Annotated in this window: 15 protein-coding genes; 5 read left to right on the forward strand and 10 right to left on the reverse strand. The window is 57.3% G+C overall.

Annotated elements, in window-relative coordinates; genetic code table 11:
* Positions 1-46 precede the first annotated feature (46 nt).
* The 4 genes from ydgU to HYQ67_RS10500 form a co-directional block, all read right to left on the reverse strand.
* The gene (ydgU, locus tag HYQ67_RS24485; RefSeq protein ID WP_489146062.1) at positions 47-205 is read right to left on the reverse strand and encodes a small membrane protein YdgU; all 159 of its coding nucleotides are present in this window, start codon (positions 203-205) and stop codon (positions 47-49) included.
* 126 nt (positions 206-331) lie between these two features.
* Positions 332-664, reverse strand: a complete 333-nt coding sequence (asr, locus tag HYQ67_RS10490; protein WP_202303632.1) for an acid resistance repetitive basic protein Asr — start codon at positions 662-664, stop codon at positions 332-334.
* Positions 665-838: 174 nt separating this feature from the next.
* On the reverse strand, positions 839-2,323 hold the full coding sequence (locus HYQ67_RS10495; protein ID WP_202303633.1) for a carboxypeptidase M32: 1,485 nt from the start codon (positions 2,321-2,323) through the stop codon (positions 839-841).
* Between the two features lie 71 nt (positions 2,324-2,394).
* Positions 2,395-3,645, reverse strand: a complete 1,251-nt coding sequence (locus HYQ67_RS10500) for an MFS transporter (protein ID WP_202303634.1) — start codon at positions 3,643-3,645, stop codon at positions 2,395-2,397.
* Between the two features lie 110 nt (positions 3,646-3,755).
* Between HYQ67_RS10500 and HYQ67_RS10505 the strand changes: the two genes are divergently transcribed.
* The 3 genes from HYQ67_RS10505 (at position 3,756) to bioD (ending at position 6,822) form a co-directional block, all read left to right on the forward strand.
* Positions 3,756-4,667, forward strand: a complete 912-nt coding sequence (locus HYQ67_RS10505; protein WP_202303635.1) for a LysR family transcriptional regulator — start codon at positions 3,756-3,758, stop codon at positions 4,665-4,667.
* Between the two features lie 114 nt (positions 4,668-4,781).
* A complete protein-coding gene (gene mlc / locus HYQ67_RS10510; protein WP_202303636.1) occupies positions 4,782-5,999 on the forward strand; it encodes a sugar metabolism global transcriptional regulator Mlc in 1,218 nt (405 codons plus the stop codon).
* A gap of 127 nt (positions 6,000-6,126) precedes the next feature.
* The gene (gene bioD, locus HYQ67_RS10515; protein ID WP_202303637.1) at positions 6,127-6,822 is read left to right on the forward strand and encodes a dethiobiotin synthase; all 696 of its coding nucleotides are present in this window, start codon (positions 6,127-6,129) and stop codon (positions 6,820-6,822) included.
* On the opposite strand, the gene clcB is transcribed toward bioD, so the two are convergent.
* The 6 genes from clcB to HYQ67_RS10545 all read right to left on the reverse strand — a co-directional run bounded on the left by clcB (position 6,775) and on the right by HYQ67_RS10545 (position 13,181).
* Positions 6,775-8,070: a voltage-gated ClC-type chloride channel ClcB gene (gene clcB, locus HYQ67_RS10520; RefSeq protein ID WP_202303638.1), complete on the reverse strand. Its 1,296-nt coding sequence runs from the start codon at positions 8,068-8,070 to the stop codon at positions 6,775-6,777. The two genes, bioD and clcB, sit on opposite strands and share 48 nt — an antisense overlap.
* Before the next feature lie 271 nt (positions 8,071-8,341).
* A complete protein-coding gene (locus tag HYQ67_RS10525) occupies positions 8,342-9,508 on the reverse strand; it encodes a cupin domain-containing protein (RefSeq protein WP_202303639.1) in 1,167 nt (388 codons plus the stop codon).
* A 10-nt stretch (positions 9,509-9,518) separates the two neighbouring features.
* Positions 9,519-10,310 carry an HpcH/HpaI aldolase family protein gene (locus tag HYQ67_RS10530; protein ID WP_202303640.1) on the reverse strand — a complete coding sequence of 264 codons (792 nt, stop codon included), beginning with the start codon at positions 10,308-10,310 and terminating at the stop codon, positions 9,519-9,521.
* Positions 10,307-11,026: an alpha/beta fold hydrolase gene (locus HYQ67_RS10535; protein ID WP_202303641.1), complete on the reverse strand. Its 720-nt coding sequence runs from the start codon at positions 11,024-11,026 to the stop codon at positions 10,307-10,309. Before HYQ67_RS10535 ends, HYQ67_RS10530 begins: the two co-directional genes overlap by 4 nt.
* Positions 11,023-11,790 (reverse strand): SDR family NAD(P)-dependent oxidoreductase, encoded by a 768-nt coding sequence (locus HYQ67_RS10540; RefSeq protein WP_202303642.1) that lies wholly within the window; start codon positions 11,788-11,790, stop codon positions 11,023-11,025. The genes HYQ67_RS10535 and HYQ67_RS10540 overlap by 4 nt, the downstream gene beginning before the upstream one ends.
* A 140-nt stretch (positions 11,791-11,930) precedes the next feature.
* Complete coding sequence (locus HYQ67_RS10545; RefSeq protein ID WP_202303643.1) at positions 11,931-13,181, reverse strand: MFS transporter; 1,251 nt, start codon at positions 13,179-13,181, stop codon at positions 11,931-11,933.
* A 367-nt stretch (positions 13,182-13,548) separates the two neighbouring features.
* Between HYQ67_RS10545 and HYQ67_RS10550 the strand changes: the two genes are divergently transcribed.
* Complete coding sequence (locus HYQ67_RS10550; protein WP_202303644.1) at positions 13,549-14,619, forward strand: LacI family DNA-binding transcriptional regulator; 1,071 nt, start codon at positions 13,549-13,551, stop codon at positions 14,617-14,619.
* A complete protein-coding gene (locus HYQ67_RS10555; protein WP_202303645.1) occupies positions 14,616-15,587 on the forward strand; it encodes a nuclear transport factor 2 family protein in 972 nt (323 codons plus the stop codon). The genes HYQ67_RS10550 and HYQ67_RS10555 overlap by 4 nt, the downstream gene beginning before the upstream one ends.
* Positions 15,588-15,628 lie beyond the last annotated feature (41 nt).

Here is a 15,628-nt window from a genome sequence, read left to right on the forward strand (position 1 = left end):
AGACGGGTAACGCTGAAAGTGGGAGTAAAAACAGGGTGCTACGTTCCTAAAACCAGAAACTAAAGGTAATGACGCCGCAGATTATCAGCAGCGAGAGGATGATTTCAAAACCGTAGCGTCGCAGCATCATCCGCCCTTCAGAAAGAAACACCCGGCAAGCCGAGTTAATGAACCTTTGTCGTAGATCGGATAAGCGCAGCAGCATCCGACATCGCGAGCGTCACTAGCAGATGACGCTACGCCTGTCCCCCTAAGAAACTCCAGAAAGAAACACCCGGCAAGCCGGGTGTTTTTATGGGGGAGGTCGTTCAGCGGGATAAACCCGATAAACTTAAGCTGCTGGCTGTGCGGCTGGTTTGGCTGCAGCTGGTTTAGCCGTGGCTGCGGCTGCTTTTTTATGGTGCTTTTTAGCCGCCTGGGCTTTCTGAGCTGGTTTTGCCGCGTCTGTCGTTACGGCTGCTTTTTTGTGGTGCTTTTTAGCGGCCTGAGCTTTCTGCTCGGTAGCTGCTTTTTTGTGTTTTTTATGGTGGGTAGATTTAGCCGGTGCTTTAGCGTGTGTGGTCGCCGTCGCAGCAGGTGCCGGCGCAGCAGCAGTTTCAGCAGCGAAAGCAGCGGAAGATAAACCCATCAGTGCAGCAACGGTCAGCGCTAATACTTTATTCATCTCGACATCCTCGAATTTGGTTTTTATGTAACCCCACGATGGGGCCGTTGAGATGACTATAGGCCTGTGGCTCAGCGCCTTCAGTGAGTGATTGGTATCGGCGTGTAACGCAATGTACGAAGAGGGGACGAGGCGTGTTAAAACGCCGGGAACCGTGGCTCCCGGCGCAGGAGGTTACAGATAACGTGATTCTAAATGTTGACGGAAATACAACGGATTGAGGTCTTCACCGGTGGCATGGGTCATCAGCTGCGAAGTGGTGAATCGGCTGCCGTGCTGCCAGATATTCTGACGCAGCCAGTCGAACAGCGCGGTGAAACTTCCTTCGGCGATATCACTTTCAAGCTGTGGCAGGGCACGGCTGGCGGCATTGAACAGCTGGGCGGCGTACATTGCCCCTAAGGTGTATGACGGGAAGTAGCCAAAGGCACCGTCCGTCCAGTGAATGTCCTGCATGCAGCCGTTGCGGTAGTTGTCTTTGGTGGACAGGCCCAGCCAGTGCTGCATTTTCTCATCCCACAGCGCGGGGATATCGTCCACTTCGATGTCGCCATCAATCAATGCACGTTCAATTTCGTAGCGCAAAATGACGTGCGCCGGATAGCTCACTTCATCGGCATCCACGCGGATAAATCCTCGTTCTACGCGCTGGTTCACGGCGATGAAATTTTGCGTCTCGAAAGCTGGCTGGTTACTGAAACGAGCAATAATCTTCGGCAGCAGCAGGTTGAGGAACGCTTTGCTGCGCCCCAGCTGCATTTCGAAGAACAGGCTCTGGGACTCATGAATGGCGGTTGAACGAGCAAGCGCCACCGGCTGGCCCAGCCACTCGCGCGGGAGGTTTTGTTCGTAGCTGGCGTGGCCAGTTTCGTGGATCACGCCAAACAGCGAGGTAATCAGATCGCTTTCGTCATAGCGGGTGGTGATGCGGACGTCTTCCGGCACGCCGCCGCAGAACGGATGTGCGCTGACGTCCAGGCGGCCGCCATTAAAGTCAAAGCCCAGCATCCGCATGGTGTCCAGGCCCAGCTCTCGCTGAGTCCCGGTAGCAAACGGGCCGACAGGATCGACCGCTGGCCGACTGGACTGCTTATCAACAACCTTTTGCAGGAGGTCTGGTAACCAGCTCCGCAGGTCGCCAAACACCACGTCCAGCTTTTCGCTCGTCATACCCGGCTCGTAAAGATCGAGCAGGGCATCATATGGGGATTTCCCTTTAGCATCGGCCCGCAGCCTGGCTTCTTCGCGGCTGACGCGAACAACCTCTTTCAGATTGGTCGCGAAACCCTGCCAGTCATTTGCCGGACGCTGCGTGCGCCAGCCGTGCTCGCAGCGGGAGCCAACCAGCGACTTCTCTTCAACCAGCGAGTCAGGTAACACTACGGCTTCCTGATACTGGCGAGTCATTTCACGCAGGTTCGCGCGTTCGACGTCATTAAGATCTTCCTGAGCCGCGGCCTGCAGGAAAGTGACCGTTTTCTTATCGGTCAGAATCTGGTGTTGCAGGACACTCAGCTCGGCCAGCGCCTCAGCGCGAGCGGTGCTGCCGTTTGGTGGCATATAAGTAGACATATCCCAGCCAGCGATAGCAGAGAGATGACCGAAGCGGGACAGGCGGCGGAAGGTGCGGGTGAGATGGTTATAGTTTTGCTTTTCCATAGGGCCTCGCGAGTATTATTGACGCAGCGAAAATAACAAAAAGCGTAAATAAACACGAGGCCCGACGGTGGTTAGTGTGTGCGATGATGCAAACGCGTGCCGGTCAGCAGGGCAACCACCAGCAGAGAGCCGATAAAACCGGCCACGCCGTTCCAGCCAAACTGGTGCCAGAACACACCACCGAGGGTACCGGCAATGCTGGATCCCAGGTAGTAGCTGAACAGATAGAGTGAGGAGGCCTGACCTTTGGCTCGTCTGGCGCGCGGACCTATCCAGCCGCTGGCGACGGAGTGCGCGGCAAAGAAGCCGGCGGAGAACAGCAGCATGCCGCCAAAGATCGCGACAAGCGGCGAGAAGACGGTGAGCAGAAGCCCCAGCAGCATAATGCCGATGGAAAACAGCATCACCGGGCCGCGGCCAAATTTCGCGGTCATCGCGCCTGCTTTAGGGGAGCTCCATGTGCCCGTCAGGTAAGCAACGGACAGCAGGCCCACCACGGCCTGGCTCAGGAACCATGGGGCCTGCATCAACCGATAGCCAATGTAGTTAAACAGCGTAACGAACGCCCCCATCAGCAGGAAGCCTTCGGCAAACAGCAGCGGTAAACCCTGGTCGCGCCAGTGCAGACGAAGGTTGATAAACAGCGTTTTCGGACGCAGGGAAGAAGGGCGGAAGTGCCGCGATTCAGGCAGGATCTTCCAGAACATCAGCGCCGAAGCCAGGGCAAAACAGCCGATGGCGGCGATGGCGATGCGCCAGCTAAAGAAGTCCGTTATCACCCCGCTCAGCAGGCGTCCGCTCATGCCGCCGATAGAGTTACCGCTGATATACAGCCCCATAGAGAAAGCCACCACGCTCGGGTGGATCTCTTCGCTCAGGTAGGTCATGCCTACTGCCGCCACGCCGCTGAGCGACAAACCAATTAGCGCTCGCATTATCAGGATGCCGTGCCAGCTGGTCATCATGGTCGACAGCAATGTGCAGCAGGAGGCCAGCAGCAGGGCGGTGACCATCACCGGTTTACGGCCAATCGCATCGGACAGCGGGCCGGTAAACAGCAGGCCAATGGCCAGCATGCCGGTAGAAATGGAAAGGGAGATACTGCTGCTGGCAGGGGTGACGCCAAACTCCTGTGAAAGCACCGGCAGTATGGGCTGCACGCAATAGAGCAAAGCAAAGGTAGCAAGCCCGGCGGAAAAGAGTGCGAGGGTGACGCGCATGAACTGCGGCGTTCCGCGCTTAATATAAAGAGGGGAACTGGCTGAAATTCGTTCGTCAACGTCCTGTGCCGGAGCGGTGCTGACGGAGGATATACGGCTCAAAATCAATCCTTACTGCGTGCGTTGCGCTGCGTGATGTCTTTCATTGCAGAGTAGGAAAATGTAAATGTTATGTCTAATATATTAATAATCTCAATTGATACTTATAAGATATGACAATCGAATTACGACATTTGCGTTACTTTGTGGCGGTGGCCGAAGAGCTGCACTTCGGCCGGGCCGCGGCGCGTCTGCGTATTTCGCAGCCGCCGCTGAGCCAGCAAATTCAGATCCTGGAACAGCAAATTGGTGCAAGGCTGCTGGCACGAACTAACCGCAGCGTCAGCCTGACGGCGGCCGGGACGCAGTATCTGAGCGATGCCAGGCAGATTTTGAGCCAGGTGGATGCGGCAGCGGCGCGCGCCGAACGATTACATCACGGCGAGACGGGGGAGCTGCGCATCGGATTTACCTCCTCGGCTCCTTTTATTAAGAGCGTGTCGGACAGCCTGTCGACCTTTCGCCAGCGCTACCCGGACGTGCATATTCAGATGCGCGAAATCAATACCCGCCAGCAGATTGCACCGCTTAATGACGGCGAGCTGGAGCTTGGGCTGATGCGTAATACGCGTCTGCCGGAGACGCTGGACTGGAAGCTGGTGCTGCGCGAACCCCTGCTGGGGATGGTGCATCGCGATCACCCCCTGGCGACCGCGACCGATATCTCGCTCCAGGATTTGGCCTCGCAGCCCTTTGTCTTCTTTGATGCCCATGTCGGGACGGGGTTGTATGATGACATCATCGGTTTGTTACACCGTAACGGAATCTCACCCTATATCACGCAGGAGGTCGGCGAGGCGATGACCATCATTGGGCTGGTCTCCGCCGGGCTGGGCGTCTCCATTCTGCCCGCGTCATTTAAGCGCGTGCAGCTAAGCGATGTCGTCTGGCTCCCCCTCAGGGAGCCAGAGGCGCAGTCAGAAATGTGGCTGGTCTGGCCAAAACATCGGGAGCTTAGCGCCGCCGCGGTTCGCATCAGCACGCTGTTGACCGAAGCGAATTTAGGAAATAAACAGCTAGTTTAAGGTTAAATATGTGCGTCAAATCACAACCCTACGCAAATATTTGACTCCTTTGCCTGAAGTGTTTAACCATAGCCCAAAGATTATTTCGAAGCGCGAAAATAAAGGGAGTCGCACGTGGTTGCTGACAGCCAGCCGGGACACATCGATCAGATTAAGCAGACCAATGCGGGGGTGGTTTACCGTCTCATCGATCAGCATGGCCCGGTCTCGCGCATCGATCTCTCCCGCCTGGCGCTGCTCGCGCCTGCCAGCATCACCAAAATTGTTCGCGAAATGCTCGAAGCGCACCTGGTGCAGGAAACCGAAATTCAGGACCCAGGAAGCCGCGGTCGTCCCGCCGTAGGTTTAATGGTGGAAACGGAAGCCTGGCACTACCTTTCCGTGCGGATTAATCGCGGCGAAATCTCTCTTGGGCTGCACGATCTCAGCAGCCAGCTTATTGTTGAGGACACCGTTTCTCTTCCCCTGGACGACCCGAACCCGCTGCTGTCGCGCGTTATCGCCCAGGTCGATCAGTTTTTTATCCGCCATCAGGACAAGCTCGAACGTCTCACCGCGATTGCCATTACCCTGCCGGGAATTATCGATACGGTGCGCGGCATCGTGCATCGCATGCCGTTTTATGATGTGTGCGATATGCCGCTGGGTGAAGAACTGGAGAGCCACACGGGGGTGCCGGTCTTTATTCAGCATGATATCAGCGCGTGGACGATGGCGGAGGGGCTGTTTGGCGCCTCGCGTGGCGCGCGTGATGTCATTCAGGTTGTTATCGATCACAACGTCGGGGCTGGCGTTATCACGGACGGGCGTCTGTTGCATGCGGGTAGCAGCAGCCTCGTCGAGATTGGCCACACGCAGGTCGACCCGTACGGCAAACGCTGCTACTGCGGGAATCACGGCTGTCTGGAGACGATTGCCAGTATTGAAAGTATCCTTGAGCTGGCCCAGCAGCGTATGAACCAATCGATGGGTTCGATGCTCCACGGCCAGCCGCTGACCGTCGAGTCGCTTTGCGATGCGGCCTTACAGGGCGATCTATTGGCGAAAGATATCATTCTCGGCGTGGGGGTCAACGTCGGCCGCATTCTTGCCATCATGGTTAATTTGTTCAATCCACAAGTTATTCTGATAGGTTCCCCGCTGAACCGAGCGGCGGAAATATTGCATCCGGCCATCGCCGATAGCATTCGCCAACAGGCGCTTCCCGCCTATAGCCAGCATATTGCGGTGGAAAGCACGCAGTATAGTCATCGCGGCACGATGGCCGGGGCGGCGCTGGTCAAGGACGCAATGTATAACGGTTCGTTACTGATTCGCCTCCTGCAAGGATAATCATTTCCATTGATGCAATAAATGTTGCGCTATCTCAAATTGGCCTTTCGCCTCATCTCTTAGACTTCCGCCACTGAACTATTCATTTTTAAATAAAATTTTTAGCGTATTGCCCTCGGGAGTCATCATGCTTAAGCGTTTCTTTATCACAGGTACCGATACCGCAGTCGGCAAGACGGTGGTGTCACGCGCGCTCTTACAGGCGCTGGCAGCCAGTGGCAAAAGTGTTGTCGGCTACAAGCCGGTAGCCAAAGGAAGCAAAGAGACGCCGGAAGGAATGCGAAATAAAGACGCGCTGGTTTTGCAGAGCGTTTCTTCTCTCACCTTGCCGTATAGCGCAATCAATCCTATTGCTTTGAGCGAAGAGGAGAGCAGCGTCAGCCACAGTTGCCCAATCAATTACACATTGCTGTCCGATGGTTTGCAGAACCTGAGCCGACAGGCAGACCATGTGGTTGTCGAGGGGACGGGCGGCTGGCGTAGCCTGATGAACGACCTCCGTCCGCTGTCGGAATGGGTTGTTCAGGAGCAGTTGCCGGTGCTGATGGTGGTGGGGATTCAGGAAGGGTGCATCAACCACGCTCTGCTGACCGCCCAGGCTATCGCCAACGATGGTCTGCCGCTGGTGGGCTGGGTGGCGAACCGTATCAATCCGGGTCTGGCGCACTATGCTGAAATCATCGACGTGCTTAGCAAAAAGCTGCCGGGACCGCTGATGGGCGAACTGCCTTATCTGCCGCGCGCCGAACAGCGCGAGCTGGCGCACTATATCGATCTATCCGTGCTCAGCGGCACCCTGACGGTAAACCGAGTGGGGGCGTAGCCAGCGCGACAGCGCGGAGGCGACAACACAGGCCACCAGTAAACCGGGGAGTAGCGAGAACTCTCCGGTCATTTCACAAACCATCAATGTTGCCATTATCGGCGCATGCGTTGTTGCCGCCAGCAGCGTTGCCATGCCGGTTAACGCCATCAGTATAGCCACCGACTCCCCGCTGGCAGGCCATAATCCACAGACCTGTCCGAACAGCATCCCCAGCGCCGCCCCCACGAATAGCGTAGGTGTGAATACCCCTCCGGGCGCACCCGAACCACTGCTTGCCAGCACCGCCGCCAGTTTGCAAAGTAAAATAGCCGCCACGAAAAGCAGCGCCGGAGGACGTGACAGGAACGACTGCACAACGCTGTAGCCGTTACCCCAGACCAGCGGCGTGATGAGCGAAAGCATGCCGACAATCAGCCCGCCGAGCGCCAGCTGTAACGGCGGCGTCAGATGCAGGCGACGGAACAGTTCGCCGCTTGTTGCCATCATCCACAGGAACAGGGGGCCGGCAATACCTGCCAGTACGCCGAGGATGCCCATCAGGCCATACTGGACGGGAACCGGTGCGTTGAGCATTTTGACGGTATAAAGCAGCGTTTGTCCGCCGCTAAGAAGATTTGTTATCAAAAGAGCGGTAACGGCAGCAATGACCACCGGGCCAAGTGAGGCGAGCATCAGCGTGCCAAAGAGGATCTCTGCAATAAACAGGCTGCCCGCCAGCGGCGCGTGATACGCGCTCGCCATCCCGGCGGCGGCCCCGCAGGCCACCCAGAGCTTCCATTCATCGTTCCGCGTGAAGCGCTGGGCGAACACCGAGGCGAAGACGGTCGCCAGCAAAATCATCGCCCCTTCGCGCCCGATGGCGCTGCCGCTGGCTACCACCAGCAGTGAGGCGGCAGATTTCACCAGGCTTGCGGGCACGTCAAGCCGCCCGTCGCCGGTTTCAATCGCTTCCATATAATCCGTTGGCGCGCCCGGTCGCTGCCGCGTCGCCCGTTGCCAGCCCCACAGCAGCAGGCCCGCCAGCAGCCCGCCCATCGCCGGGGTTATCAGCCTGCGCCACGACGGCAGCGCCGCCGCTGCGGCAACCAGGCTGCCGCTATGGTCGCCAAGAAACAGACCTTCCAGCAGATACATCGACTGGCGAAACAGCCAGACCACGAGGGCGGAGGCAATACCGATCCCGACGGCGAAAACCAGCCGTCTGAGCATGCCTTGAATGTCCGGGAAATGATTTAAGCGGTGCATAAACAATAGCGTAGCGGGTAAAGGGGGGAATTGTGCGGCAGAAACTGCTTTCTATAAAGCTTCCGGAAAGAAAAAGGGACCGTTTAAGGACCCTGACCTTCAGACTGATGACAAACCTAAAGCGAATGAGTGTCGCAAAGATCTCACCGAATAAATCACAAGGAAAATCAATTCATTGATTTTCGGCTGCTAACCACAAAGAAGGAAAAACCACGCTTTTTCCTTCTTTGTTAGCAATCTAAGGGTCCGTTTAAGGACCCTTGCTGGATAATTATACGGGCTGTTCGATTTTCAGCCCCGCGCGACGGGCGGTAGCGGGCAAGATACTGGCGATAGCAACGTAGCCGTCCGGGTCGAGGCAGCGGTCATTTTCCCGTGCCCGTTCGATAACGTCTTTGTCCCAGTAGAGGCGTTTTCGCTGGTCGCCTTTGGTGGTCAGGGTTGCCTCCATTACGCCGTCGGTGGCCCGGTACTGACGCCAGCTTCCGCCCGGCACGGAGATCACCGAACCTTCCGTTGCCACGACGGAGACTTCCTCACCCTGACGGTTCCAGGTCACTTCCAGCGTGCCTTTAAACACCATCAGCACCTGAGTCTCTGGGCAGCAGTGCAGGCCGACACGGTGGTCGTGCTGGATGCGCAGCCACTCAACGGAAAAACCGTGCGGGTTAACGATAGCGGGCGCGCTGTTGCGATCCTGGGAGATGCCGAAGCCGATAACCGGGGCAATTTCTCCGCCGTGACCGGGCAGAACCGAGTCCAGCAGGCCAGCATGCGACCACGCTCGTTGCTCACCGGTGACCGCGCGGCGGCTCATCTCTTCAACTGAGTAATCACGTAGGGCTGCAATTTGCTCGGGAGCAAGCGGCTGTAGCCGCTCGTTTTCCGCAGGAACCGGCGCGCCAGCTTCGACATCGATCAGCATGTTGTCACGGCTGAGATACAGGCCGTACTCGCTCGCTGCGTCCAGAATCGACGGATGCCAGATAATCCCGCCCGTATTGTCGCCGCCGAGCACGGTAAACACCATGCCTTTGGTATCCTGCGGGCTGACGTTGGTAAAACCACGGAAAATCCACGTCGGGATCGACAGAATAGCCGGGGCGCTGAACTCTGCTTCATGCTCGCCGTTCGCCCCCCAGCGGAAGCGCCAGCTCCCTTCGTGGATCAGGAATACTTCGGCGGTAAAGTGCAGATGCAGGTTGTTGGTCACGCCTTTCGGCATGGCTGCCGCGCCGATATTAAAGCCGTGGGCTTCAGGAATATTCACCACCTGTGAGGCGGACTGGGTGACACCCGGCCCGACGAACGAATAGTTCTCCTTGAGATGCGAGCCAGGTAGCTTGCAGTCGATAAACGCCACGCGGCATGAAACCCGGTCTTCCGGAAGCACGAGACGACGGCGCGCCTCTTCCTGAGTCAGTGTTACGTATTGCATGTTGTTCTCCTTAATAGCCTGAAGAGCCGCTGGCGGACGGCGTTTCACCGCGTGCATAAGCCACGGCTTCACGGGAAGCGCGGCCAAGCTGCATGACGTCATTGGCGGGGGTAACGAAAGAAAAGCCTTCTGCCAGACGCTTCGCAGCGGCCTGGCCGGAGGTACAAAAGATACCGGCGACTTTGTTGTGCGCCCGGCAGCGGGCCACGACCAGCTCAACGGCGGCTAACATTTTCGGATGCTGTGATTCCGCGCTGGCGCTGCCGGTCAGGGTAAGCGAGAGATCGTTGGGGCCGATAAACACGCCGTCGAGGCCGTCGGTCGCCAGAATCGCGTCCAGATTGTCCAGCCCCTGCTGGGTTTCAATCATCGCCAGCGTCAGGATCTCCTCGTTGGCATACTGCGGATAATCTTTACCGCCGTAGAGCAGGGCGCGCGCGGGGCCGAATGAGCGGTTACCCAGCGGCGGATAGCGGCAGGCGGCAACAAACTGCTGCGCCTGTTCAGGGGTGGAAACCATCGGACAGATAATCCCCCAGGCCCCGGCGTCCAGCAGGCGCATGATCTGCGCGGGATCGTTGCTGTTCACCCTGGCAAGCGGCGTGGCAGGAGTAGCGGAAATGGCCTGCAGCATGGCGAGCGCGCTGGCAAAGTCGATCATGCCGTGCTGCATATCAACGGTGACGGCATCGTATCCCTGATGACCGGCGATTTCAGCGCTGTAGCCTGAAGGGATGGCCAGCCAGCCGTTAATTACCGGCTGCTGCTGGCGAAAGGCCTCTTTGAGCGAATTTTTTCTCATGTCTTTGACTCCTTAATCCATGTGCGCAGGGTCGTGGCAACCCAATCAGGGGCTTCCAGCGGCAGAAAGTGCCCGCTATCTGCATGGGTTAGCCAGCGTGCGGTTTTAGCCGCTTCGGCGGCGAGCTGGTGATGTTGTGGGGTACAAATGGCGTCATGTGCGCCATTGAGGATTAGCGTTGGTCTGCTGAAAGCCGCCAGGGCGGCGCGGTGGTCGGCGCGGGAAATCGCTATTTCTGTTTGCCGGGAAAAGGCTTTGATGCCGGACTCGTCAGCCATGGTTGCTATAACCGAACGCATGCCAGCATCGTCCTGGTGCCCCGGCGCGACGTACTTCTGCCACATCTTTTCGCTCACCCAGCGTCCCGCCCCCAGCGCTTTCGCTTCCAAAACTGCCGCATGCCGTCCGACCGCGTTAGCGGGCAAGTCAGCCAGCGGATTGACGGAGAGGAGGGCAAGTCCGGCGAGGCGTTCAGGTGCTTCGGCCAGCATTTGTAGCGCCACCATAGCCCCGAGGGAAAAACCCGCCACGCAAAATCGCGGCGGCAAAGTCTCGAGCAATCGGGAAGAAAGTTCCCGCGCGGAATCTGCGCCGCTGACGGCAATACTGGTCACCTGACTGACGTTGAGCCGTTCGATGACCGGCTGCCACAGCCGGTGGTTGCACAGCGTGCCGCCCAGTAAAACCAGTGGAATATCGTGATTATCCTGAATCATGTTGCCGTCCACCCTCCATCCACCAGCAGAGCGGCACCGGTTATCAGCGCCGAGGCGGGCGAGGCCAGAAACACCACCGGCCCCATCACGTCCTCAAGGGTGCCGAGCCGCCTGAGCTTGATGTTATCCAGCACATAATGGCGGAACGCCGGGTCGGCCAGATTCGCGCGCGATAGCTCGGTGGCGATAAACGTCGGACACAAAGTGTTCACTCTGATCCCCGCATCCCCCAGCTCCAGCGCCATGGTTTTGGTCAGCCCTTCAAGCGCAAACTTCGAGGCGCAGTAAACGCTGCGGGAAGGACCGCCCACATGCCCCATCTGAGAGGAGATGTGGATAATCGAGCCGGCAATGTGCTCCTGTTTCATTCTGCGGGCAACCTGCTGGCTGAAGAAGAAGGTGGCACGCAGATTAAGATCCATCACCGCGTCATAGTTTTCCTCGCTGACATCCAGAAACGGCTGATGACGAGCCAGGCCCGCGCTGTTCACCAGAATATGGAAGGCGGGCAGTCCGGCCAGCGTCTCTCTGACCTGCCGCGTATCGGTGATATCAAGAGTGACGGGATTCAGCCGCAGATCTTCCTGCGCGGCGGATTCCGTTGCGTCGCTGAGCTGTGCGGCATTGCGCGCAACAATCCAGACCTCCGCCCCGGCCTGCGCCAGCGCGATGGCTGCCGCAAAACCAATGCCGCGGGAACCCCCGGTGACCAGCGCGCGGCAATTATCGAGACGAAATGCTGGTGTTTTTGGTAGCGATGCCATTACGGCTTCCCTCGCTGTAATAAGGGTAATGCATTGCGCATTAAATAATACATCGTCTTAGCCTCCGGTATTTTCAGACGAGCTTCATCCGCCCGTTATCGGGGAGCGTAATATTTTCATACTATGCAGAATGAAAGTTTTCAGGCCTTGTTTATATATTCCTGGGCGGCAAGTAAATCCTTTGCTTCCCTGTTGGTTTCTGAATGTTTTATTTGTCGCTGATTGACGCTACGCACGGCCAGGGGAGTTAATGCCGCGGCAATTAGACAAAGCACGCCAATGAATAAATAGCCCGATGATAAGTTAATATGCTGGAGCATCAGCCCCATTAATACCGGACCGGCAAACATCCCGCAGGAATATATTGTCTGAAATAATCCCATGCGGGTAGATTGCTCATCCTCAACCGTATTAACCACGCTCAGGGACATAAATACCGCAAAGGCCATGCCGAACGAGAAGCCGCCAACGGACTGCAGCAGATAAATCAGATAAATATTGCTGGTGAAGGGCACGCCAATGGTGGAGACAAGCTGCAGGAGGATCCCGATAACCGCAGTTTTGGCCAGCCCCCATCGTTTGTAAAACACCGAGCTACACATGGCGATAGCCAGCGCGTAGAAAATCAGATGCAGATTGCTGAGCAACGTCAGAATGCCCGCTTTAGCCCCGAGCTGCTGGGCATAAATAGGGGTCAGGGTATCGCGTGTCGCAAACGGCACCAGAATAACGATGGTTGCCAGAAGGCCGATAATCCATACGGAGGGGTCGCCGAGCTGGCGCTTAGCGCTGGTAATACAAGCTTTAAGAGACGGTGCCTGTGCCGCGTCGTGAAACTCCTTAATGCGAAACGTCAGGATCAGCGCCAGCAGGGCCGCAACGCTTGAAACGAAGTAGCCGATACTTTTATCAAAGAAGTGAATCAGCGTGCCGCCGATACAGTTCCCCAGGAAGACGCCCAGCGGCCCGGCAAGCGCGAGGAGGGCGACGGCAGCAGGTGCATCCTTACGATCGAAGTAGCGAATAAACAGGATGTTATAAAGCACCCAGGTCGCAGCGGTAAAGCCATCGGCTGCTTTCGCCAGATAGAGCGTAATGGCGGTGGGTTCATACCAGGCGATGGGCCATGTCACCAGCGGCAGCAGCAGGCTGACCTGAATAAAAATTTTTCGGCTCTTCACTACGTCCGACAGGATACCAATAGGAAAGCGGACGAACAGGGTGGCTAAACCGCTGGCCCCCATAATCATGCCAACCACTTCCGGCTGCATGCCTTCGCTAATGAGCATCGGTGCCAGAAAGGCATCAATACTGTGGATACAGATGAAGAACAGGACGCTGATGGTGAAAAACAGCCTGACCTCGGATCGACTAAATAGTGCACGAAACATGGTGGTGAACCTCTTAAAATTAATGGGTTATAACCAATCAAGTACGGCATAAACCGGTTCAATCCTTTGACTGTGACTCCTGTCCCCGGTAAAAACTGACGGCGTTTTTGCACTGCATGCATACGTATTCAAAAATGAAAGTTACGAAAAGGTTTTAGTTTTGTAAAGGTTAAGATTGTAAATGTGAAAAAATTTATTTTGTCTGTTGCATACGCATGCAAAGATGGTGTAAGACTTAAAAAAAGACATTCCGGCGGGGACAGGCAAGGGCCAGACTGGCAATCCCCCCGCAGCGCGTTACACTGGGCAACGCCTTGTTTTTATGAAAAATGCACCGTGGCGGGAATGTTGATAAGGAACAGCGACAATGAAACGTAAGACTTTTGGGCCCGTGACGTCGCAGCAGGTGGCGCAGATCGCGGGAGTGTCACAATCGGCGGTGTCACGCACGTTTACGCCGGGGGCCAGCATTTCACCCGCCACGCGTGAAAAAGTGCTGAAAGCGGCGCGGGAGCTGGGCTACCGGCCTAACGCCATCGCGCGGTCGCTGAACACCGCTCGTTCACGCATTGTCGGCGTGGTGATGTCCTATTTTGACAACCAGTTCTACCCGCAGGTGCTTGAGGCGCTGGCGCAGAAGCTCGATGAGCTGAACTACCACCTGCTGCTGTTCGTGGGCGACCGCGACGGCAACGTGGACAGAATTTTTGATCAGATCATGCAGTACCGGGTTGACGGCATCGTGCTGGCGTCCGTTTCGCTATCCATTGAATTATCGGAAGAGTGCCTGGCCGCCGGGATCCCGGTGGTGCTGTTTAACCGCGACGATGAGAACGGCATAGTTTCCAGCGTCAACACGGATAACGAAGCCGCCGCCCGCCAGATAGCCGAGTTTTTACTGGCCGGTGAGCACCAGCGCTTTGCCTATGTCGCGGGCATTGCTGATTCATCGGTAAATATTGCGCGCCAGGCCGGGTTCGTCAGCACGCTGCGGTCGAAAGGCGTCGAGGATATCCGGGTGGTGCAGGGTAACTACGATGCGCAGCAAACCAGCCGCGCCGCCCGGGAGCTTTTCTCTTCACCGCAGCCGCCGGACGCCATCTTTGCGGCCAATGACCATATGGCCTTAACCGTGATGGATATCGCCCGCTACGAGTTCGGCCTGCGTATTCCCGACGATTTGTCGGTCATCGGCTACGACGACACCGGCCCGTCCGGCTGGCCATCCTACGCGCTGACCTCCGCCTCGCAGCCGGTGGACGAGATGGTCAGCGCCACGGTGGCGCTGCTGATGAAGCAGATAGAAAGTGAAAACATCGAACCCGAACAGCTGGTGGTCAAGGGGGCGCTGATTGTCCGCCACTCCGCGCGCCGCCCACGCTCAGGCGTAATCGAAAAAGACGGGTTGTCTCTGTTCCAGCCGCAGGAGGTTGAATGACCAGGTTGCCGGGCTTTAGCCCTCAGTTTGATTCCATACAGCAGTTTATTCTGACGCTGACCCACGTGGTCTGGGAGCAGAAGGACATTGGACAGCTCGCAGATTTTTACGCCACGCCGGTGGTCTTCCACACGCCGGAAAAGCAGCTGAACGATCTTTCCGGTTTTATGCGTCTGACGCTTGAGGCCATGCACAGCTTCCCGCAGCGCACGGTGCTGACCGAAGATATTCTGACCACCCACACCCCGGAATTCGAGTATTACGCTGCGCAGCGCACGCTGGCCTGCATCCAGCACCAGGGCGAAGGGTTCTTTGGTCAGCCGAGCGGCAAAGCCGTTTGGGTCCGCACCTGGGCGGACCGCGTGTGCGCCGATGGCGCGGTAAGGCAGGAGTGGCTATTGCAGGATCGTGCAGCGATTGTCTCGCAGATTGGCCTCAGCGCGCGAGATTTTGCGTTGCAGCTGGCGACGGCCCGACAGGAGTTAGGGCTGGAGAATACTTCCGCTGAGGAAATGGACGCGCGCTGGGCGGGTGGCCCGGAAGGCGACGACGTTGATGGCCCTCTGGCCGGGCTTGTTGAACGCTATCTCTCTATGTGGGCCGGGGGCAACAGCGGCGTAGTACCGGGGCTTTATCATCCGGCGGCTACCTTCCATGGCCCGGCGCACGTGCTGCGCACCGGCGAGCAGGATATTGGCGCGTTTCTCTCGGGCTACCGGGCTTCCTTTGCCGACAGCGAAACGCAGCTGCACCATCTTATTGTCCGCCGTGACGCCAACGAACCCGTGCGCCTCTCCCTGCGCTGGTCGCTGTTAACCTGGCACGACGGCTATGGCCGATTCGGCGCGCCGACGCGTCGCCCGATCTCTATCACCGGCATCAGCCAGCTGGAACTGCGCGACGGATTAATTATCCGTGAATATCTGGGCATTGATGAGTTAGCTATCTGGTCACAAATATTTAATTAAGTCTGCGGGGGATAGCTCCCCCGAATAAATAAAGCCCGTGA

Source organism: Dryocola clanedunensis subsp. sulfonylureivorans, assembly GCF_016756775.1.
Taxonomy (GTDB): domain Bacteria; phylum Pseudomonadota; class Gammaproteobacteria; order Enterobacterales; family Enterobacteriaceae; genus Dryocola; species Dryocola clanedunensis.